Source organism: Aliirhizobium wenxiniae (assembly GCF_014201355.1).
Taxonomy (GTDB): domain Bacteria; phylum Pseudomonadota; class Alphaproteobacteria; order Rhizobiales; family Rhizobiaceae; genus Neorhizobium; species Neorhizobium wenxiniae.
The window spans coordinates 94,795-116,441 of record NZ_JACHEG010000002.1 but is presented as its reverse complement, the minus strand read 5'-3'; the positions used below and the strand labels follow the sequence as shown (position 1 = coordinate 116,441).

The 21,647-nt window shown below is 56.5% G+C and carries 18 protein-coding genes; 9 read left to right on the top strand and 9 right to left on the bottom strand.

Features of this window, described 5'->3' with window-relative positions; translation table 11 throughout:
• The first annotated feature begins 12 nt into the window (after positions 1-12).
• Positions 13-2,301, top strand: coding sequence for a polysaccharide biosynthesis tyrosine autokinase (locus tag HNQ72_RS08595; RefSeq protein WP_210319547.1), 2,289 nt, complete (start codon positions 13-15; stop codon positions 2,299-2,301).
• 5 nt (positions 2,302-2,306) lie between these two features.
• Entirely contained in the window at positions 2,307-2,984 is a 678-nt protein-coding gene (locus HNQ72_RS08590) for a hypothetical protein (RefSeq protein ID WP_183991634.1), read from the top strand.
• 88 nt (positions 2,985-3,072) lie between these two features.
• Here HNQ72_RS08590 and HNQ72_RS08585 read toward each other — a convergent pair whose 3' ends face one another.
• The 5 genes from HNQ72_RS08585 to HNQ72_RS08565 form a co-directional block, all read right to left on the bottom strand.
• Positions 3,073-3,663, bottom strand: coding sequence for a transglutaminase-like cysteine peptidase (locus HNQ72_RS08585; protein WP_183991632.1), 591 nt, complete (start codon positions 3,661-3,663; stop codon positions 3,073-3,075).
• Positions 3,664-4,157: 494 nt separating this feature from the next.
• Positions 4,158-5,303, bottom strand: coding sequence for a glycosyltransferase family 4 protein (locus HNQ72_RS08580; protein ID WP_183991630.1), 1,146 nt, complete (start codon positions 5,301-5,303; stop codon positions 4,158-4,160).
• 108 nt (positions 5,304-5,411) lie between these two features.
• The gene (locus HNQ72_RS08575) at positions 5,412-6,581 is read right to left on the bottom strand and encodes an acyltransferase family protein (protein ID WP_280518250.1); all 1,170 of its coding nucleotides are present in this window, start codon (positions 6,579-6,581) and stop codon (positions 5,412-5,414) included.
• A 102-nt stretch (positions 6,582-6,683) separates the two neighbouring features.
• Positions 6,684-9,467: a glycoside hydrolase family 5 protein gene (locus HNQ72_RS08570; RefSeq protein ID WP_183991627.1), complete on the bottom strand. Its 2,784-nt coding sequence runs from the start codon at positions 9,465-9,467 to the stop codon at positions 6,684-6,686.
• Positions 9,468-9,721: 254 nt separating this feature from the next.
• The gene (locus HNQ72_RS08565; RefSeq protein ID WP_183991625.1) at positions 9,722-10,777 is read right to left on the bottom strand and encodes an acyltransferase family protein; all 1,056 of its coding nucleotides are present in this window, start codon (positions 10,775-10,777) and stop codon (positions 9,722-9,724) included.
• Between the two features lie 321 nt (positions 10,778-11,098).
• Between HNQ72_RS08565 and HNQ72_RS08560 the strand changes: the two genes are divergently transcribed.
• Positions 11,099-11,710: a glycosyltransferase gene (locus tag HNQ72_RS08560; protein WP_183991623.1), complete on the top strand. Its 612-nt coding sequence runs from the start codon at positions 11,099-11,101 to the stop codon at positions 11,708-11,710.
• Positions 11,711-11,718: 8 nt separating this feature from the next.
• Positions 11,719-12,120, top strand: a complete 402-nt coding sequence (locus HNQ72_RS08555) for a glycosyltransferase family 2 protein (RefSeq protein ID WP_183991621.1) — start codon at positions 11,719-11,721, stop codon at positions 12,118-12,120.
• Positions 12,121-12,246: 126 nt separating this feature from the next.
• Here HNQ72_RS08555 and HNQ72_RS08550 read toward each other — a convergent pair whose 3' ends face one another.
• From HNQ72_RS08550 to HNQ72_RS08535, 4 genes are all read right to left on the bottom strand, one after another.
• The gene (locus HNQ72_RS08550; RefSeq protein ID WP_210319546.1) at positions 12,247-13,320 is read right to left on the bottom strand and encodes a glycosyltransferase family 4 protein; all 1,074 of its coding nucleotides are present in this window, start codon (positions 13,318-13,320) and stop codon (positions 12,247-12,249) included.
• 31 nt (positions 13,321-13,351) lie between these two features.
• Entirely contained in the window at positions 13,352-14,488 is a 1,137-nt protein-coding gene (locus HNQ72_RS08545; RefSeq protein ID WP_183991619.1) for a glycosyltransferase family 4 protein, read from the bottom strand.
• Positions 14,489-14,664: 176 nt separating this feature from the next.
• On the bottom strand, positions 14,665-15,975 hold the full coding sequence (locus HNQ72_RS08540; RefSeq protein ID WP_183991617.1) for an HlyD family type I secretion periplasmic adaptor subunit: 1,311 nt from the start codon (positions 15,973-15,975) through the stop codon (positions 14,665-14,667).
• Positions 15,975-17,681: a type I secretion system permease/ATPase gene (locus HNQ72_RS08535; protein ID WP_244654246.1), complete on the bottom strand. Its 1,707-nt coding sequence runs from the start codon at positions 17,679-17,681 to the stop codon at positions 15,975-15,977. The genes HNQ72_RS08540 and HNQ72_RS08535 overlap by 1 nt, the downstream gene beginning before the upstream one ends.
• 397 nt (positions 17,682-18,078) lie before the next feature.
• Between HNQ72_RS08535 and HNQ72_RS08530 the strand changes: the two genes are divergently transcribed.
• The 5 genes from HNQ72_RS08530 to rfbD all read left to right on the top strand — a co-directional run bounded on the left by HNQ72_RS08530 (position 18,079) and on the right by rfbD (position 21,640).
• Positions 18,079-18,441, top strand: coding sequence for a UDP-N-acetylglucosamine transferase subunit ALG14 (locus tag HNQ72_RS08530; protein WP_244654247.1), 363 nt, complete (start codon positions 18,079-18,081; stop codon positions 18,439-18,441).
• Positions 18,438-18,929, top strand: a complete 492-nt coding sequence (locus tag HNQ72_RS08525) for a glycosyltransferase (protein ID WP_183991613.1) — start codon at positions 18,438-18,440, stop codon at positions 18,927-18,929. Before HNQ72_RS08530 ends, HNQ72_RS08525 begins: the two co-directional genes overlap by 4 nt.
• A 94-nt stretch (positions 18,930-19,023) precedes the next feature.
• A complete protein-coding gene (rfbC, locus tag HNQ72_RS08520) occupies positions 19,024-19,581 on the top strand; it encodes a dTDP-4-dehydrorhamnose 3,5-epimerase (protein WP_183991611.1) in 558 nt (185 codons plus the stop codon).
• 98 nt (positions 19,582-19,679) lie between these two features.
• On the top strand, positions 19,680-20,747 hold the full coding sequence (gene rfbB / locus HNQ72_RS08515) for a dTDP-glucose 4,6-dehydratase (protein ID WP_183991609.1): 1,068 nt from the start codon (positions 19,680-19,682) through the stop codon (positions 20,745-20,747).
• Positions 20,744-21,640 (top strand): dTDP-4-dehydrorhamnose reductase, encoded by an 897-nt coding sequence (gene rfbD, locus HNQ72_RS08510; protein WP_183991607.1) that lies wholly within the window; start codon positions 20,744-20,746, stop codon positions 21,638-21,640. Before rfbB ends, rfbD begins: the two co-directional genes overlap by 4 nt.
• The last annotated feature ends 7 nt before the right edge of the window (positions 21,641-21,647 follow it).

The window sequence follows — 21,647 nt, the reverse complement described above, 5'->3', positions numbered from 1 at the left end:
CGAGGTCGTCAATTGCAGCTCCATAACCGGGACTTTCAGAGAAACTGGCGGGTTGACGACACGGATGACGATAAATCGCCCCGTGGCATAGACTTCGAGGCGATTTTCGCAATAGTCCGCCGGCAATGGTTGGTTGTTGCCGTTTGCATTGCTGTGGCGCTTGCTCTCGGCGTCGTGAACATCATCACCGCCGTGCCGCTTTACACTGCGAGCACAAAGATCCTGATCGACCGCGGTAACAGCGAGGTCGTCCAGCAGCTTTCCACCATCGGCGGTGTTACCGATGACGAGCCGACTGTCCTCAGCCAAGTTGAGTTGCTGATGTCGGATACCGTGGCTCTGACCGTGGTGGACAAGCTCGACCTGTCGAATGATCCGACATTCATGACGGCAAGACCCTCGTTGATACAGACGATCATGGGAACCGTGCGGTCGCTGGTAACTGTGACCGGTTGGCTTGGGTCCAAACCGGCTGACATCCCGACAAGCGAGGAAAAGCGCCGCGCGGCCGCTGATGCAGTCCTTGCCAATATGAGTGTGATGAGGGTCGATCGCACCTACGTTCTCGAAGTAAGCTACAGGTCTCCATCTGCGGATATGGCAGCGCGCGTCGCAAACGCGATCGGTGACTCTTATCTCGTCGACAAGCTGAATTCGAAATATGATGCGACGCGTCGTGCAAGTGATTGGTTGCAGGATCGCATTGCGGAACTGCGCCAGAAGGCGCTCGACTCCGATCTCGCGGTTCAGAAATTTCGCGGCGAGCATGGGCTCGTTGCTGCTGGTAGCGTGCTTATGTCTGATCAGCAGTTGTCGGAACTGAACAGCGCGCTGATCGTCGCTCAGTCCGATACGTCGAAGGCTCAGGCACGTCTTGAGCGCATCGAAAATATCATTGCATCGGGCCAGTCCGATGCAATGGTGACTGATCTACTCGACAATCCTGTCGCTAATGAGTTGCGGCAGAAGTATCTTGCTGCATCCAAGCGTGAGACGGAGATTTCCGACCGGCTGGGCTCGAGCCACATTCAGGCTGCTCGCCTGCGTAGCGAAATGGCCGAGTATCAGAGGCAGATGTTCGCTGAACTCAATCGTATCGCCGAAAGCTACAAGAGCGATCTCGATGTTGCCATTGCCCGCGAGAAGAACCTGACGCAATCTGTTAGTCAGGCGACGGGCGTGAGCGCAACCGCCAACCTGACCCAGGTTCAGTTGCGTGAACTAGAGCGCGAGGCCGAGACCTACAAGAACCTGTATCAGACTTTCCTGCAGCGATATCAGGAAGCAATCCAGCAACAGTCTTTCCCTGTTACCGAAGCGCGCATTATTACCAATGCAGTTCCGCCTGCAGGCCCCAGCCATCCGAAAAAGCCTCTAACTCTTGCACTTTTCTTCCTTCTGGGGGCTGCTGCGGGTGCGAGCGTTGGAGGCTGGAGGGAATATCGGGACCGGTTCTTCCGCACCGGAAAACAGGTCCAGGATTACCTGGGCCTTGAATTCCTCGGCATGACGCCGCTTGTTGTGAATGCTGCAGGTCGTGCCAAGAGCGATGTCCAGCAGAAGCCGGGGCTCATTCAGAAGACAAGCCCGCTTGTGACTTATGTGGTTGAGCACCCGTTGTCACCGTTTGCCGAAACTCTCAGAAGCGCAAAGATTGCGGCAGATCTTCGTTTCTCGGATAAGCCCTGTAAGGTGATCGGCGTCGTGTCGTCACTGCCGGCCGAAGGAAAGTCTGCAATCTCGATCAACTTCGCCGAACTTCTTGCTCGCCAGGGCAGCAAGACGCTTCTGATCGATGCTGATCTTCGCAATCCGGGTACTACGCGAGCCATTGCACGTCATGCCGATGCAGGCTTGCTGGAAGCGCTGCTGGACGGCCAGGATCTGGATCGCCTGCTCTTGAGCGACGATGCAACCGGCCTGTCGGTATTGCCGGCGGTAGTGCGTCAGAGAACGCCGCACTCTTCCGAACTGCTGGCCTCGTCAGGCATGCGAGGGCTGCTGAAGAAGGTGAGCGAACAGTACGATTATATTGTTGTCGATTTGCCGCCGCTCGGCCCTGTCGTGGATGCGCGCGCAATTGCGGATCGCGTCGATGGCTTCATCTTTGTGGCGGAGTGGGGTGCGACAGCGCGACGGGTTGCGATCGAAGTCCTCAATGCAAATCCGCAGGTGCGGGACAAATGCATCGGTGTGATCCTCAACAAAGTCGATCAGGATCGATTGAAGCTGTACCACGACTATGGCTCCAACGATTATTACTACTCCCGCTACTCCCGCTATTATCACGAGTCTAGTTAAACCACATGCATCGTGGAAGAAGCCCTGCGCTTGTCGGCATCCTCCTCGCGCTGTCGATCTTTGTCTTGTGGCTTTCCGCGACACAAATCGCACGTTTTGTCCGCTTCGGTGCTCTTTTACCGATGGCTCACCGCCTTGAAAGCGGCACGCCAACGGCAACGCAGGCGGTCAGGGAGCTGGTTCCTGTTGCAGAGGGTGTACGGGAAGCCGGCATCTGTCAGGGGATATTCGTCAAAAGCGGTTACACCATTTTGCTGGCGGAGCTGGAGACTGAAAACCAAGATACCGGTTATGATAGCTGGGTAATGGCCATGGAGCGAGCCGAAGCCTTTGGTCGCCACGCACTAGGTTGTTTGCCCACGAATGGGGACTTCTGGCTTAAATTGGCCAGATTGCATCAGGCGACCGGCGAACAGCCGAGCGAGATGCTTCAGTTTCTGAATAATTCCCAGCTCTACGCACCGGCGGAGCCCCAGGTTCTGGCTGCGCGTTACGCTTTCTATGGACATCTTACGGAGGCAAGCCTGCAACTCGTCGGCGAAATTATTGCCAATGATGTCCGGGCGATATGTTCCGCCAGTGGCAATGATATGCGTCGTTTTCTGGATCCGCCTTCGCAGGCCGTTCAGCGCGTCATCAACGACGTGCAGCCCCAGTGCGTTATTCCAAGGAAACCGGTCTGAAGCCAGGTTGGCAGGCGCCGGCGCCACCGGGTCAAAAACTTACAGACCTACCCGAAGCTTGAAATCGGCGAGCGGGCGTTAAAAGTCGTCAGATGTCGTACCACAGGCGAGGATTGTCACCCGACTGGATCTTGATCCATTTCAGATCCGTCTGGTTCCAGGTCCTGACCGCCGAGGTCCTGTTGTCGAGCACCAAATCTCCCTCTGATGTGCGAACGACAAGTACGGCATGGCCTTCGCCGGCGCGGGTTTTAGCAACTGCGATGCGAAGGCTTCTGGTCGGCCATCCGGCTTTGATCAGTTGATGACGTTTTGTCAGCGCAAAGTCTTCACAGTCGCCGGATGTGACGTCCTGTGCCCAAACATCGTCGCCGTCATCGTCATTCTGCGCGATGATCGTTCTGTTCACCGTGGAGTTGATGCGCAGCAGTTCGGCCCGTAGCGCAGGGGTCATTGAGACTTCCGCATCGCCGCGGCCAGCATCGCAGCTTCCGCTATTGTCCTTGCAGAAGCGCACAAAAGCGAAGGGTGCCAGGGTAAACTTTGTCGCCGTGATAAACTGGCTGGGAGGCGCGCTGCGCAAAGGGCGCGCAAGTCCCGCGGCAGGGCCGGCGAAAGCGCTACCCACACCGAGGGCCGATGATATCAGCAAAGCAGCCAGAACAGTCTTGGCAAGCATGATGCTCTCCGACGAAAAGTACCTGGGATCGTTATGTGATCCCGCCTTCTCAAGGGTGTACCACCTGCGATTTTCTGTCTGTTTAAGTGCAATGCTCGAATTTTAGCGAACGGTTGCTAATCGTATCAATTCGGACCGGGCCAATACGTGGAACCGAATTTGCGAGATACTACTCGTCCGGCTCAAACCATGTCGGCTTCAATACGATAAGCCCAAGGACAATGGGAACCATGATCGCCGCACCGAGCCGCTGTGGCCACCCGCGCAAATTCGATCCTGCCTTCTTTTTATTGCCGTCAGCGGATGCTCTTTCGAGGTGAAACACCGCCATTGATGCCTCCCAATATTTTTATTAGTAAATAATAATGTAATTGGCGGTCACAATCAATGGATGCGCGTTTCTTCCGCACCTGCAATATATTGATGGTAAACAACGACCTGTCCGGCCCGATATATGGTATGCCAGAGACAGGCATATCGTTGGGCAAACCCGTTCAGGATTTGCGGCAGAGTGCTATGTAGTCGTCCGCGATAGTATCCCAGCGAAGCGTGTCAGCGATCTTGATGGCACCATCTTCGGCCTTTTGTCGCCATGCGCTCAGGTCTTCCCCGCGGAACTCGATGATAGCTGCGGCGATACTTTCAGGCGTCACAGCATCCTGTATCAGCTGGCCAGCCAGCCCTCGCTCGAAAAGCTCATCAATACCGCCTGATCTCGTGCCGATCACTGGCCTTGCCGCAAGTGCGGCCAGAACTCCGACGCCGCTCTGGGAGTTGAAATTCTGATAGGCGAGCATGAAACAGTCGACTGTCGCGATGAGGTCGGGAAGTGCTTCATCCGGCAGGAAGCCTTCTCTGACATCGAAGCCGGCAGGGTCTTCCGCAATGGCCGCAAGGCATTCATCCCAATAGCCAGGCTCCTGTTTAAGCGGCTCGCCTGCAAGCACAAGTGTCACATCCGATCCGGCACGACGCGCCAGAGTGACCCCCTGAATGACCTCAAGCACGCTTTTGTTCCGCCTCAGCGAACCGAAGATGAGCAGTCGGCCGGAGCCGGGAAGCGGGGTCGCCTTGCCAAGCGTAAAGGGACCGTGTGGGATCACGTGAATTTTGCTGTCACGAATGCCGAAATCTTCGATCAGCGCGTCTCTCGCCGCAGGCGTCAGCGTGACCAGCATCGTCGACAGACGATATGATAGCGCATGGGCGCCGCGTTCGATCCCGCGAAGTGCTTTGGGAAGTGCCCAGGCGTGTGGTTGCGCGTCGTGCACAATGAAGATCACTTTCGCGCCCGTCAGGCGCAGGATGGCAAGCATTGGCAGCGTGAAGAGCAACGGCTCAGGAATCGTGAAGATGAAATTGCGTGTTGTGAACCTGAGCTTCAGGACGGAAAAGACGCTAAGCCCGATGCGGGAGAGGGAAGCGACGATCCTCTTGATCTTGGGGTGGTCTCCCACAAGTTCGCGCGGCTGGGCGATGCGGCTAAGATTAGGATGTCTGGGATCACGTTCAGCGGGATCTGCAAGTGGCGCGACGAAGGCGATGGTTGCACCTTGCTCGGCAATCGCTTGAGCCAGCATCTGGGCAACCCATGCGGCACCTGATCTCCAGGCCTTGGTCATCAGGCAAATCTCAGGCATGCAGGTCCTCGGCAATAGGGTTCAATTAGACTTGGGTTTATATCGCTGCGATCTTCAATGTCTTGAAATTAGGGCAGGGTTGGAATGAGAAACCCGTGCAGCGCCTGATCAGCTCGGGCTCGCGGCAGAGCTCGTCTGCACGGAAGTCTGGAGGCGTGACGGTGTGGCCTCCACCGGCGTGATCCGATGTCCGAACCGCTTGCGAAGCCCCATGATGGGCTTCTCAAGCAGATAATAGGACAGGATGGCAAAAACGAAGGCGATCGCGAATTCAACCCAAGAAATGATTGCATGGGGTAGCAATTCGAGCCACGCCGAAAAGAAGAAAACGACGGCTCCATGCCACACATAAAGCGAATAGCTCAAAGCCCCGACCCAGATCATAACCGGAAGATTGAGGACGCGGTTGAAAAGCGGAACCGGCTTGGCGAAGATAACCGATGCCAGGATCGGCATGAGCGCAAGGCCTTGGAAGGTAAACCGCCACGTATTCTGGAAATAGCTGTCGCGAAGGGCAAAGGTTGCCAGCATGATGGCCATCGAGACGAAGAACACGGACCTTCTGGTCATGAACGTGATCAGGCGGCGGCCCCAGTCAAACTCCGGCAGACATGCAAGGATCGCGCCGAAGGCGATGGAATCGAACCTTGTTTCTGAGCGCTGGTAGAGTTCGAGCGTATTGACGATGCCCGGCTCGTTATAGGCATAGATGAGCCGCAGGCAGAGCGCGATCACGCAGATCGCCAAAGCCAGCATCAGCATTTTCCTGGCCTCACCCCGCATCAGAACCAGTGCGAGCGGAGCAAAAAGATAGAAATGCTCTTCCACCGATAGCGACCAGAGTATCCCGACGGGCAGCGTCAGCGGGTAACCCATGTGATCGTAGTGGATGATCAGATAATTCACGAAGTAGAAAAAGACAGACGCGACTTCCACCGGGACGACAGGCTGTCCGCGAAGCATCATGGTGGTCGCGGTGACGCCGACATAGACGATGAGGACCGGATAGAGGCGCAGCACTCGGCGGATGTAGAAGTTTTTGAGGCTGATACCGCCCGAATTCTTGTTCTCGGCCAGCAGCAGTCTTGTGATCAGGAAGCCACTGAGCACGAAGAAGACCTTCAGACCGATCGCGCTTATTCCGACAAGGCTTGAAGGAAGCAGCATGTGGCCAATCAGGACCAGCAATATGCTGCATCCACGTACGCCGTCGAGGGAAGGGACATTTCCGGAGCGTGCTGGCCATTCCGCAGGTGAAAGATGCAGTCTGCCAGTCATATTTGGCGTGCCCCGAGATTAAAATCGTGAATATATTTCAATGGCCAAAATAACACGGAAGGATGCCGCACCCTCTTCAGTCTTCAGGCTCACATATCACGACTACACTAAATCATAATGCGGGGATACGACAGTAGTGTCGTCGAAGGCGTTGAATATATGGTTAGCGGTGGAAAAGGCCTCATCAGAATAACCGGCTTCCGGGGAAGAGAAGGTTTCGTCGCTGAAATTCGTTCCTGCCTGATCGTCGAATGCAAAGGCATACATGTGGGGGGCGGTTTCGCCGCCCGGCGCTGCGCTTTCGAAATAGGTGGCATCGACGCTGTCGCCGGCCACGAGGAAGCTCATCGAACCGGAACCGTCATTGGAATGACTGTCGAACGTGGTGTACGCGACGAGCTTCCAGGATGCATCATAGAGGCTGGTCGATGACGGGTGATCCTGCTGCTCGGCTGTGAAGACCTGAACCTCGTGTGTTCCGTCATCGTTATCCGTTTGGATCTTCGAAATCTTGCCATCCGCGTCATAATCGGTGCGGGACTGCAGCTTCCAGTCGACATAGACCTCGACCTGTCTGATGTCGTCTGTACCTGGAACGAAACTCGTGAGGGTGTTAAGGCCGTTCTCGCCAGCGACGTTCACAACCGTCGTCCGGCCGAGGTCATCGAAGTAGCTGACGCTGACGAGCTTCCATGAGGCATCATAGAGGGTCGTGGATGTCGGATGATCCTGCTGTTCGGGCGTGAAGGTCTGAACCTCATGCGTGCCTTGGCTATGATCCGTCTGGATTTTCGAAATCGAACCGTTCTCGTCGTAGTTGGTGCGGGACTGCAGTTTCCAGTCGATATAGACCTCGACCTGCGAAACGGCACTGGTGCCGGGAACGAAACTCGTTAGCGTATTGACGCCATTGTCTCCGGCAGCATTGATGATGCTCACCTGACCATTATCGTCGAAATAGGTGACGCTGATTAGCTTCCAGGATGCGTCGTAAGCGGTGGTGGAAACGGGGTTGGCCTGGTGCGTGTCGTCATAGGTTTCGATCATGCGGCTGCCGTCTGCTTCGACATGTTCGACTGTGGTGATGAGCCCCTTGGCGTCATAGGCATATTGGACCGATGAGACCACCACGCCATTTTCGATGATGATGGTGGAATCCACGAGCGCGGAACCCGGTGGCGCATATGTGCTCGTCGTCTGCCCGGCCTCGTTATAGGTGGTAAGCGAGGCGAGCTTTCCTTCTGCCGTTAGATGTTGCGACTGCGACAGCGCATCGCTTCCGCTCTTGTAGGAGGTAATCGTGCGGCCGCCATCGGCCTCGTAGGAAACCTGGCGCGTTGGATATCCCTTGGAATCGTAGCTTGTCGTACCCGAAACCGTCCAGTTCGCCGCATATTCGGTCACGGATTGGATAATGCCGGTCTTGGTGTTGAAGGTTGAAAGGTCGTGACTGCCGTCTGCATTGTCGACCTGCCGCCCGGTCAGGTTTCCGGAGGCATCGAAACTGTCGCGGCTGACGAGCGCCCATGAGCTGTTATAGACCTCGATCTTGGCCAGAACGCCATTTTCGTAGGTCTCGCTGATATGCTGTCCGTCGATATGCTCGGTTACATAATTCAGGCTGCCATCCGCGTGATAGCTGGTCTCCTGATAGGCTTCATGGGCGCCGGGCTCATAGTGCTTCTCGATCGTGATGCCGGCCGCATCGGTGACGCTGTCCTGAATGCGTTCGTGATCGGAATTGTAGACCGTTTCGGTCGCCGGGTAGGCCTTGCCAGCCTCGCCGTAAACGGTGACCGTTATGCCTCCATCGGCCGCAATGACAGCCTTTGAGCTCAGGTTGCCATCGGCATCGAAAATGCTGCGAGACAAAAGCTCGCCGTCCTTGGTGAGGAGGTCGCTGAGCGTGACTGTTTTGCCGTCCTGGGCGTAGACATCGTGACGGACGGTGCCGTCCTTGAGGACCGTCTCTGCAACGACCGCACCGGTATATTTCTCCAGTACGTCCATTTGAGGCACGTCCAGAACGCCGAGGTCAGGCTGTACGGTGTAGATATATGTCGGGTTGGCCGTTCCCGCGACCCAGTAGGATGCGGAGGTCCAGACGTCGTCATTGGCCTGCAGATAAGCCATCATCTTGTCGAGTGCTTCGAGCGCCTGCGGATTGTCCGCCACCCCGAATTCGCCCAGATAAAGCGAAACACCGTTTGCGCGTGCCCATTCGGTAATGGCCGTCAGTCGTTCCACGCCGATATCCGCCGAAACCACCCACTCATGCTGGCCGGAAGTATCGTCGAGATACTGGTGGACCTCGATTGCGTAGTTGTTGGCGGGATCGACGATGGCGCCCTCGGCGCCGATAATCTTGGCATTGTCGCCGCTCATCCAGCTCCACGCCCCGGTCCAGCCGATGCCCGGCACCAGCACTTGCTGGGTGGCGCCGGTCTCGCGAATGGCAGCGATCGCAGCATTGCTGATGGAAAGCCAGTCGCTGGCATTCTCCTGCTGCGGTTCGTTCATCAACCCGAAGCGAACGTTGCTGTCATCCGCAAATTCGCTGGCGATCTTGCTCCACAGGTCGACGAATGACGAGACCGGGACCTCCGGGCTGCCAATCAGCTCGTCGTTGTATTTTCCGTAATTGTGAACGTCAAGGATGACACTGATGCCTTGCGAGGCCGCATAGTCGACGACCTCGTGGATGCTCTTGAGAAGATCGGCGTTGAGGGGGCCACCAAGCGAACTCTGCATCGTCTCCCAATTGAAGGGCAGTCGGATGTTTGTGAAACCTTTGGAGGCGAAATAGTCGATCTGCGATGTGGTTGGTACCATGTAGGTGCCATCGAAGACCCAGTCTGCTCCCCAAAGATTAATGCCAAGATCCATCGTCGATACCCCTTTAAAATATGGGGATGTTTTACGGATCCGCTTTCACTTTCAGGCAAAAATAAAATTTAGAATTTTATCTATCTGGTCTTTATTCGGGTATTTGCGCGGTTTTATCTCAGGAGATGCACGGAGATGGTAAATATATACTGTCTAGCTCTTTTGTATATGCGCGATTGTTGGTTGCGTTTGGGTGAGTGTATCAATTTAATATTGCAGCCAATCCAAACAGGCGAACCGCTTGAATAATCGCCTCAAACCGTAGCCATTTTGCGCTTCCGCTCGATGTTCCGGCCTCCGGAAAGTTGCTTGAGTACAAATTGCCCCGCAGGCTTTTCCAGCAACCTATAGGAAAGATAGCTGATGATTACAGAAGTGATTATTGCGGTCAGGGCGAAGGTTATGGCCAAGACCATGCTATCCGATCCCAGATAGTTTTGCAGCCAACGCTGAAAGATGATGTGAACTGCGCTCAGTATGAATGGGTGCGCCAGATAAAGCGAATATGATGCATCGCCTGTTGCGACCAGCCAGGGTAGGGGCCTTTTTGCCAGGAACGTTTCCATGTTCAGCAATCCCAGCAGGAAAAATGCGGCGGGAATACCGAAGACGATGAAGTTGATGCCTGAATTCTGCAGCCTGATCTCTGCGTAGAGAAGAGCTGCTACGCTGAGCAGCAATATTGCCAATGCAGCCGAAAAGCTGAGCTTCCAGCGCTGCCATATCGCTGAAACTGCCATTCCCATGACGAATTCGAGAAGAATTGTGCTGGTAAAGCGGCTGACGGCTGCCCAGGAACTGTCGGCAAAAAGACCGATCAGGATTGCAATCACGAAGAAGGCCGAAACGGCGAGAAAGCGTGCCCGGCGATCTGCAAGGAATAGGCTGAATGCGAAAGCAATGTAGAAATACATTTCAAGATTGAGCGTCCATCCCTGCAGCAGGATCGGGTTCATCAAGCCACGATGATCCGTATACGGAATGAAGAAATAGCTGCCGAGCAATGCCTTTGTGCTCAGTTCTATATTCGGCGTGAATGCCGGAACAGCAAGTGCCAGGAGCACCAGCAGTGTCGTATAGAACCAGTAGGGCGGAACGATCCTTGCTATGCGTCGACGGAGGAAATCAGCAGGGGATTGATCCTTCGATGTCTCCCACATGATGAAGCCGCTGATGACAAAGAATATATCGACACCAACGCCGCCGAAATGGGTCGTGGAAGCAGCCTGAAATGCCGAAAAACCGGAAACATGCCCGGTAACCACAAGTAGAGCGGCTACTGCGCGAGCATATTGCACCGATATGAGCATGGCAGAATTCCGTTCTGTGTTGAATTACTTGTCTATAAAATAACGCTTGGCGCAACCGGGAAAGGAAATCGCAAGTTCTCGTTTCGGCTCATGATGATGGTATTTGGCGGCTTTCGGCAAGGCATATAAGCATAAGAAGGCTGTGATAGACACCGCCTATAAGGTTTAATTGCCCGTGCAGGCGCGTTTTAGCGTCTTTTGGAAAACCTATCCACGTTTATCGCATCCATTGATGCCGCTCGGAATTAACAATCACGGGACTTATTTCGCGACAATTTATTCTCTCATGGTAATACTGGGGGATAGCTCAATGGATATCTTATGACAAAACTTGCTGTCGTCGTTTTGAACTGGAATGGTTGGTCCGATACGAATGCTTGCATCGAGAGCCTGATCGGACTTGAGAACGAGAATTTGCACATCTACGTATGTGATAATGCATCCTCGGACAATTCAGTGCGCCAGATACGGGCTTGGATTGGTCTGTCCCTAGATCGCTTGAACATGCTTCGCGAAGCATCTGGCAGAACGGCCTTTGAGCTGCGTGATCTGTTCGACCTGCCGTCCAGCGGCGATACCGGCAGCATCCCCGAAGTCGGCGGCAAAAACAGTTTGACGCTCCTGCAGACCGGGCGAAACGGTGGATACGCTTTCGGCAACAATGTCGGCATGCGCCGCGCATTGAAGGACGGCTGCGATTATTTCTGGGTTATCAACAATGACACCGAAGTCGAACCCGACGCTCTGACCTGGTTGTGCAAGCGGATGCAGGCTGACCCCGAGATCGGTATCTGCGGATCGACGCTCGTTTATGCAGGACAGCGCGATACATCCAGACATGGGGCGGATCCAAATTCAGGCCATTGCGCGGCTGGGCCTTTGCACTCGGTGCTTTCGCCAAACGCGACGATCCGATCGATGCCACAGCCGTAGAGGCGGAAATGACCTATGTGAACGGCGCTTCAATGTTCGTCAGCAGGGCTTTTCTCGAGAAGGTCGGTCTGATGAAGGAAGACTATTTCCTCTATTGGGAGGAGATCGAGTGGGCGACGCGTGCGAAAGGGCGGTTCCGGTTGGGGTATGCACCTCGGTCCGTGGTTTATCACAAGGTCGGCGCATCGATAGGCACGCACGACACCGAAGGGCAATCATCGCCTTTGTCCGAATATTACATGATCCGTAACCAGCTTCGGTTCTGCGCGCGATATTCCTGGGTTTCGCTTCCCTTTGTGGTCTTCGATATCGGTCGTAATGTCGTTCGTTCTTTGCGTAGAAAACAGACCAAGCGGCTAATCACGCTGATGCGCGCCCTTTTTGGCCTGCCGTTCGTTCCCGCGAAATAAGTGGATCGCCTGCCGACACGGATCCAACAGCATGTCTCCTGAAGGCGGTCACCGGTTTCGGGATAAAGACATGTGCAGGCAAAGAACTAACGCACGGCACGCGAATTTGAAAAATCACGACGTGTTTTAGCGTTTCTCCGCGCCAACCGTGAGCGCACGTAGTGTCGAGGCTATCGTCGAAACATAGCCCTCACAGCTATGGCGTTCCTGTGCCAGACTTATCGCCTGGTCGGACATGGAAGGGGCGTTTGCTGCCTCTGCTATCAGACCGGTGATCGCTTTCTTCATTGCGATGGCATCACCCGGCGCGACGAGACGGACTGGCCCCCCATCCTCCAGATAGCCCTTCAGCCCCTCTGTTCCGGTAACGACGACGGGACGTCCGGAAGACAGGGCCTCCATGAACCCCTGTACCCCTGCAGCATAGGTATTCGGGAAGAGGCTGACCACCACGACATCGGCATCGCGATAAAGCTGGCGTAGCTCCGGCCAGGAATAGAATTTGCGTGTCATGTTCTCCGGCAGCGTCGCCGGAAAGGCGCGAGAAAGCACGCGCGTATCGGCCGAATAGCCGCTGATCTTGACATCGATATCGAGGTCGGCGGTGGCAGCGGCGAGTGTGCTGTAATCGCGTCTTTCCAGGCCGACGCTCATCACCAGAGGGCGCGCCTTGTCGGGCGAAACCGGACCGGGGGTAAAGAATTGAGTATCTGTCTGGTCCCAGACGAATTTAACCCGGTCCTCGCCCAGTTGTAGATAGCGGCGGAGAAACGAGACCTGGTGTTTGGAGACGGCGAAAAACACCGAAACCCTGTTGCGAGCCCTCAAAAGCGTGAGCGCAAGCTGCTTTTTTCTGCTGTCGACCGAATGGTTCATGATCGTCACATGCACATCGGCCGCGCCGCCGCAAAGTGCTGCAACGGGAAGGCCGACATCTTCACCGGTGCAGAATATTGCGTCACCGGGGCGCACTTCGCGGCGCAGTTTGCGCGCGATCGCCCACCAGAGCGGAGACATGCGTGTCAGTTTACCGATGCTTTTGTCGAGCCAGTCCGGCCTGACGTCCGAGCCGTCATGGACACGTGCACCAAGTTCACGCTGAAGCTCCGCCATGGAATTGCCGGGGTTCAAGCCTTCTTCAGCACTTTTCGCAATCGCGGCGAGGTCCATGGGGCGGTTGAGGACAATGTGAAAAGCCATAGTGAAAAAGTCCTGATTTGATCGGTGGTTTTCAGGCCACCAGCAGCTTTCCGTAAAGCGCGATCATGCGCTGCATGTAGCCGTCGATGTCGAAATGCTGGGCATAGAGCGCCTTTCCATTTTCCTTCAAGCGGTCGCGCAAGGCCACGTCGGTCGCCATCGTCAACAGTGCGGCAGTCAGCCCGTCGACATCGCCGGGTTGAACGAGCAGGCAGTCGTCACCGTTCTTCATCATTTCGCCGATCGAGCCGACGGGCGTCGCGATCACCGGAAGGCCGGCACTAAGGGATTCGATGATCGCCATCGGAAAACCTTCCTGATAGCTCGGCAGCACGAGCGCGCTGCGAGAGCGTAAAAGGCCGTGCACATCCTTGCCGGACACCCAGCCGGTGAAGTCGACACACCCGGTAATGCCAAGTTCCTCTGCCTCTGCCTTATAACGGTCGATCTGCCCGCCGCCGGCAAGAGTGAGGCGGATCGGATGGCCGTCGGCCTTCAGTCGTGCCACAGCCTGAAGCAACTCGCCCACGCCCTTGCGGGGGGAGAGGTTTGCAACGATCAGAAAATGCCATGGGTCGACAGCATCCGCTCCGGCCCCGACATTCTCCGCCGCGTTGAAACGCACGGTCACCTTTTTAGGGTCGAGATCCATCTCGTCTATCAGCAGTTTGCGCCAGACCTCTCCGAGCACGATGTTGATATCGGCCCCATGAACCATTCGGCGAACGAGGGATTTCATCCGTGGCGAGGCCTCACGATAAAACGGCACCAGTTCCGCGCCGTGATGGTGAAGCACAACCCGCATGCCGATCAGCCGGCCGAATATCTGGAAGATTCCCTTGCGAGGAAAACTCATCCGTTCCGAGACCTGGAGATGAAGTATGTCGGCTCTGCCCGAAAGTCTGAGCGCAAGGATTTTGGCAAGTCCGGCGCCAATGTAAAACGGCGACCAGGCGATCGAACCTTCACCACGCGGATCAATGGGTTTTACGTGAATGTCCGGGCGATTGTCCCCGATCCATCGGGTCATCATGCGTGTGACGGAACCGATGCCGCCGCCACCTTTCACGCCGCCTGTGGAGACAATCACCACGCCGCGGGGCGCTGGTCTGACACGAGTAACCTCGGCATCCTGAAGCGATGCTGCGAGCATCCCTTTATACTTCATATCTTGAAGCCCCGAAATAAAGGTGATCCCGGTTTGGCCGAGAAGTGGAAGGGATTGTTTTGAATTGGGATATACTATTGGTTCGGCGTGACGGAAAGCCTATTATTATTCGCTTAGAGGAAACGACTATTCTCAGTTAACGCAGAAGGTCACGGCATCTAGTAATACCAACGAATTCAGTTCTCCCGCATTGCCCGTTCCATCTGGTCGCTGATTGGCTTGATGAGATAGGCGAGAGCGGTTCGAGGCTCCGCTTTGATATAAGCTTCTACCGGCATGCCGGGAATAAGCGCCAGTTCGCCAAGCTTTGCCCGTTCTTGCGGCGAGATAGCGATCCTGGCGGAATACCAGGTCTCACCGGTCTGCTCGTTGACGCTGACATCCGGCGACAGGCTTTCAACCCGGCCCTCGATTTCGGAGGTGGTTCTTTGGTTGAACGCCGAGAAGCGCAACCGTGTAGCCTGTCCGATTGAAACCTGGTCGACATCGTTCGGCTTGATCCGCATGTCGACAGTCAGCATGTCCCGGGTCGGAACGATATTCATTGCGGTTTCGCCGGGGCTGAGAAGTCCGCCGATCGTATGTGTCGCCAACTGATGGACGATGCCATCGACCGGAGCGCGAATATCGAGGTGTTCTATCTGGTCTTCGAGTGCCAGCCGCTGCTCGGCCAGCTTTGCAAGTTTACCGTTCGTGTCGAGTAGATCGGTAAGGACTTCGGCTCGGCGATCTTTGTCGAGCTGGGCGATCTGCAGCTCGATTTCAGTGATCCGTTTTCCGGCCGTGGCCTCATCCGACAGAAGCTGGCTGCGCTCGCCGCTGAGTTGTGCGACCATGCGCTTGGAATCCGCCAGCCGTGAGAACTGTACCAGCCCTTCCTTGGCAAGATTTTCGATCTTCTGCGCCTGCTGCTCACTCCACGAAGCTTCTTCCGCATTGGAAATAAGCCGTTGGCGTGTGCCATCCCGCTGCTGTTCTATCTGGGCGATCTGCTCTTTCAGCTGCGCCGTCTTGCTATCGATTTGTTCGCGTCGCGCCTTGAACAGCGAGGTCTCGGATTTCAAGCCTTCGATGAACTGCCCGTCTTCTAGTCGCGCTATCTGTTGTATCGGGTCGATAAGTTCTTCGACGCCGTCGCGCTCGGCAATCAACCGCAGGCGTCGTGCGTCCAGCTGATCGATTTCCTTGATCGTCGCAGCCAGAGTGGTGGAGGCCTCCACGCCGTCCAGGCGCAAAAGTATGTCGCCGGCGCGAACCAGTGTGCCGTTGCTAACGCGTATCTCGCGAACGACGCCACCCTGACCATGCTGGATTTTCTTCGTGTTGCCTTCGACGCCGATGACACCGCTGCCGATCACCGCGGCGCTGATGTTCATTGTCGCGGCCCATCCGCCCGCGCCAACCACCAGGCCGCCAAGCGTCACCCCGGCGAGCAGCATATATCGTCTGATAGCCCTGTTGGCCGGGCTCTCCGATATCGCTCCCATTATGCGATCCTCCGGCTCTCGTCTGGCCTGGTCTTTAGCTTGCCCAGAACCTCGTCGCGCGGCCCGAATGCAGTCATGGTGCCGTTGTTGACCACAAGCACATGGTCGACGACCTTCAGCATGTTGGCGCGGTGGGCGATCACGACGACGATCGCCCCTTTCTGCCGCGCAGCCATCACTGCGGATGTCAGCGCTTCCTCGCCTTCAGCGTCTAGGTTGGAATTCGGTTCGTCGAGCACAATGAGGAATGGATTGCCATAGAGCGCGCGCGCCAACCCTATGCGCTGGCGCTGTCCGCCCGAAAGCGTGCTGCCGCCGGTGCCGACCTGCGTATCGTAGCCGTTCGGCAGCGACAGGATCAGCTCGTGGACATTGGCGAGCTTGGCAGCCTCCATGATTTTTTCCGACGTCGCCGAGGACGAAAATCGCCCGATATTGTCGGCGACTGTGCCGGCGAAAAGCTCTACATTCTGCGCCAGATATCCGATCGAAGGTCCGAGCCTGTCGCTATCCCACTGCGTGAGTTCGGCGCCATCCAGCCGGATCGTGCCTTTATGGGCAGGCCAGGCGCCGGTCAGCGCACGGCCGAGGCTGGACTTTCCACTGCCGCTCGGCCCGATTATTCCGACGCCCTGACCGGAAAACAGGCTGATGGAGACATTCTGGACAAGCGTTTTTCCGTCGCCCGGTGCCGAGACGGCAAGGCCTGCCACCGAAAGCGAGCGGCTTGGCACGGGCAATTGCATTTCCGCGGCTTCCGGCCTGATCCGGTCGAAAGTGTCCTGCAGACGTCGAGCGGACTGGCGAGCCGAGATGAAATTGCGCCATTGTCCGGTCGCCATTTCGATCGGGGCAAGCGCCTTGGAAGTCAAGACGGATGCAGCGATGATCGCGCCGGCTGAGGCGAGTTGGTCGATGACCAGGAGCGCACCGAGCGCCAACATGCCTGATTGAAGCGCGAGCCGGAAGATTTTCGCGATGGCGGTGAAGGTTGCAGTCAGATTGCTGCTGCGAAGGTTTTCCGCTGAATATTGCTCATGGGCCGTTTCGATGCGCTTCGCAAATCCGGTTTTCATGCCCATTGCGCGCAGACTGTCTGCGTTACGGCGGCCCGCTTCGGAAAGCTCCCAGCGACTGGCCAACCGCTGCGCCGCTTGCCTGCTTGGTTTTCTCAGCAGCAACTCGCTGCAAAGCGTCAGGCTTAACAGGACGATTGCACCGCCGATGACGGCAAGGCCGAATAGCGGATGGAAGAGGTAAAGCAGGAAGACGAATATAGGCATCCATGGCAGATCGGCGATCGCGATCGGGCCGGGGCCGCTCATGAACTGCCGGATCTGGTCTAGATCACGAAGCGGCGCAGATTGAGCGCCTTCCTGGCCGGCGACAGGCACGGCAAGCGTCGCCATGATCGACGGCATGTTCAACTGCTCGTCGAGGCGGCGTCCTATCTGCAGCAGGATTTTCGAGCGCAGGATCTCGATGATTGCCAGAACGGCATAGATGCCGGCAGCGAGAAGCGAAAGCGCTGCAAGTGTGGGAATGCTATGGCTTGTCAGGACTCGGTCATAGACCTGCATCATGAACAGCGGACTGACCAGCATCAGGATGTTGCTGACGGCGCTCAGAATGGCAACGCCGACAAATGCTTGCCGTGTGGCGGCAAGGGCCGATCGGATTGAGGGATGCCCGTTATTCGTAGCCAAGCAATGCCTCATTAACATGCCAATACCAGGGATGAGTGAGCAAGGTTACGAGAGGTGGGGTTCACATTTGATGAATCATGCCGAATTGGTCGAACTTCCGAAGCTGCTTCATGTGTTTGCTGATCGGACTTGTCTCGGGAATAGAGGCATCCGGAACGCTCGCGGCAGAAAAACCACATCATCAGCGTTAATAATAAATTAAAAAAGCACGTGGGCGAGTTTCAATTGCGTTGCTGTAGACATAGTTCGATGGCAAATAATGTTTGTCGGTTCGTTATAGTAAGAACTGAGTTGAATATAGGGGCGTTCAATTTTGACTAGGGTACTCGCAATAACCTCTGGCGGGGGCCATTGGGATGAGATGATGGTCTTGCGGGAGGATCTGACCGGAGTCGAAATGATCTATGCGAACACCTTTCCGGGGCTGGCAGAGAACGCCGGATTGGAGAAATGTTACATTATTGAAGATTGTAACCGGGATACCCCCATGTCTGTGGTCAGGTGTGCCCGCGATATCTTCTTGCTGATACGCAGGGAGCGGCCGGATCTTATCATCTCGACGGGCGCGGCACCTGGGCTTATCGCGATAATGATCGGAAAGATGTTCGGCTGCAGGACCATATGGGTGGAGAGCGTCGCGAATTCGATCGAGCTTTCCATGAGCGGTCGCATTGCAGGCAAGTTTGCTGATCTTTGGCTCACGCAATGGCAGCATCTGTCCCGTCCAAAAGGACCTCTTTATTGGGGTAGTATCCTGTGATCTTGCTGACTGTGGGTACGCAGTTGCCCTTCGATCGCCTGGTGCAGATCATGGATACAATCGCGCCGGATCTTTCCGAAACGATATTTGCCCAGATCGGTCACGGTCAATATATCCCGCGCAATTTCGAATTTTGCCGTATGGCTCTGCCTGAAGAGCTTGCCGAGAAGTTCGCCAGTGCCAGCCGTATCGTTTCTCATGCCGGGACGGGTAGTGTGCTGACGGCGCGCCGGTATCACAAGCCGATCATTCTTTTTCCCCGCAGGGCATCCTTGGGCGAGCATCGCAATGACCACCAACTCGCGACCTGCCAGCAGCTAGATGGCGCGCCGGGTCTTTCCGTTGCCTATGACGAAACTGAATTGAGAGATCTTTTGCGTACCGATCTGGCAGCTATCGCCACCGAACCGACGTCGATTGGAGCAGGGTCGAAGCTCGGCCGCGGTATTGCTAACTATATCCGTCGGATTGACAATGACGAGCATTGATCAGGGCAGGCGGGACTGGCACTCGGAATGTCGGTCACTCGCTGCAGCGGCGATGTGCCGAAGCTCACTTTGAATTTAAGGATTGTCGGACGATATGAATTTCGCAAAGCTTGCTATCCCTGACGTCGTTTTGATCGAACCGAAGAAGTTCGGCGACAGCCGCGGCTATTTCATGGAGACGTTCCGCCAGTCGCTGTTTGCCGAGGATGTCGGTGACTTCGATTTCGTGCAGGACAACCAGTCGCTTTCGGCTGAGGTCGGCACGGTGCGCGGACTGCATTTCCAGCTGGGTCCGATGGCTCAGGGCAAGCTGGTGCGCTGCATCGCAGGTGCGCTACTTGATGTCGCAGTCGATATCCGAACCGGCTCGCCGACCTATGGAAAGCATGTCGCGGTCGAACTGACGGCCGAGAATGGCAGGCAGCTCTGGGTACCGCCCGGTTTTGCCCATGGTTTCTGCACGCTCACGCCGAATACCGAGATCAGCTACAAGGTGACCAACTATTACAGCGCCGAACATGATCGCGGCCTGTTGTGGAACGATCCGGCGCTCGGCATCGACTGGCCGGTAGAGGCGGACAAGGCGGCGCTTTCCGACAAGGACAGGAAACAGCCATCGCTGGCCGACCTCGGCACCGTTTTCACCTATTGAGGCATACCTGATCTTGCCCGGAAGGCGGCTTTTCAGCTGCCTTCCTCGACTTTCCTGCCGCGGCGATGATCCGCGATGATGTACGGAGAATTCTTCAGATGCGCGTAGTGGTGACAGGTGGAGCAGGTTTCATCGGATCGGCGGTCGTCAGGCATCTCGTCCTTAACAAGGGCTATGAGGTTCTCAACATCGACAAGCTGACCTATGCCGGCACGGAAACCTCGGTGAAGGCGGTCGGCAATCGCCCCGGTTACCGGTTCCTGCAGGCGGATATCTGTGATCGTGCTGCGATCGAACAGGCGCTTGTAGACTTCCGGCCCGACCGGATCATGCATCTTGCGGCAGAGAGCCATGTCGACCGCTCGATCACCGGCGCCAAGGACTTTATCGACACCAACGTCATCGGCACCTTCACCATGCTCGAATGCGCCCGCCAGTACTGGCTGACGCTCGATGCCGCCGAAAAGCAGGCCTTCCGCTTCCTGCATGTCTCGACCGACGAGGTCTACGGCTCGCTGGGTGATGACGGGCTGTTCACCGAAGAAACGCCCTATGATCCAAGCTCTCCCTATTCGGCTTCCAAGGCCGCATCCGATCATCTGGCAAAGGCCTGGGCGCGCACCTATGGCTTCCCGGTCGTGGTGTCGAACTGCTCCAACAATTACGGCCCCTATCATTTTCCGGAAAAACTCATTCCGCTGATGATCCTCAACGCGCTCGATGGCAAGCCGCTGCCGGTCTACGGCAATGGCGCCAATATTCGCGACTGGCTTTATGTCGAGGATCACGCCCGCGCGCTCGATATCATTGCCGAGCGCGGCAGGATCGGCGAGACCTACAATGTCGGCGGCCGCAACGAGCGCCGCAATCTCGATGTCGTTACCCGCATCTGCGACCTGATGGATCAGCTTCGTCCGCAGCAGGTCTCGCATTCCCGGCTGATCACCTATGTAACCGATCGCCCCGGCCACGACGCCCGCTACGCGATCGATGCGACGAAGCTCGAAACCGAACTCGGCTGGAAGGCCGAGGAGAATTTCGACACCGGCATCGAAAAGACCGTACGCTGGTATCTGGAAAACGAGTGGTGGTGGGCACCGCTGCGCAAAGGATATGAAGGCAACCGTCTCGGTCTGCTCGATGCCGGCAAGCAGGTTTCGGCATGAGTACCCGCAAGCGCATGGTCGTCACCGGCCGAGAAGGACAGGTCGTTCTTTCACTCCTAGAGCGTGGTGCCAAGGACGGACGTTTTGAGGTGATCGCACTCGGTCGCCCCGAACTCGATCTTTCCGCACCGGAGACGATCGAGGCTGCACTGGAAAAAGCGCGGCCGGACGTGATCGTCTCGTCCGCCGCCTATACGGCCGTCGATCAGGCCGAGACCGATGAAGAGGCGGCCACCGTCATCAACGGCCTGGCGGCCGGCAAGATCGCAGAAGCGGCGGCTGCACTTGGCGTACCGGTCATCCACATCTCCACCGATTACGTTTTCGACGGCTCGAAGGCCGCCCCCTATATCGAAAGCGATCCCGTGGCGCCGATCGGCGCCTATGGCCGTTCCAAGCTTGCTGGTGAACAGGCGGTTGCCGCGGCAACGCCGAACCATGCCATCCTGCGCACCGCCTGGGTCTACAGCCCTTTCGGCAAGAACTTCCTGAAAACCATGCTCAAGCTTGCCGAGACGCGCGACAGCCTGAATGTCGTCGACGATCAGATCGGCAACCCGACCTCGGCTCTCGATATCGCCGATGCGGTCCTGACCATCGCGGCCAATCTTATCGACAGCGACGATCCTGCTCTGCGTGGGACCTTCCACATGACAGGCGCAGGCGAGGCGAGCTGGGCGGATTTCGCCATCGAGATTTTCGCAAGGTCAGCCGATGTCGGCGGCCCGACCGCTGGTGTCGGACGCATTCCGTCGAGCGCCTATCCGACGCCGGCAAAAAGGCCTGCCAACTCGCGGCTCGACTGCAGCCTGCTTAAGGCGCGGCACGGCGTGAACCTTCCCGACTGGAGACAGTCCACTTCCATCATCGTCGAGCGACTGGCTCGAGCTTAAGCATCAG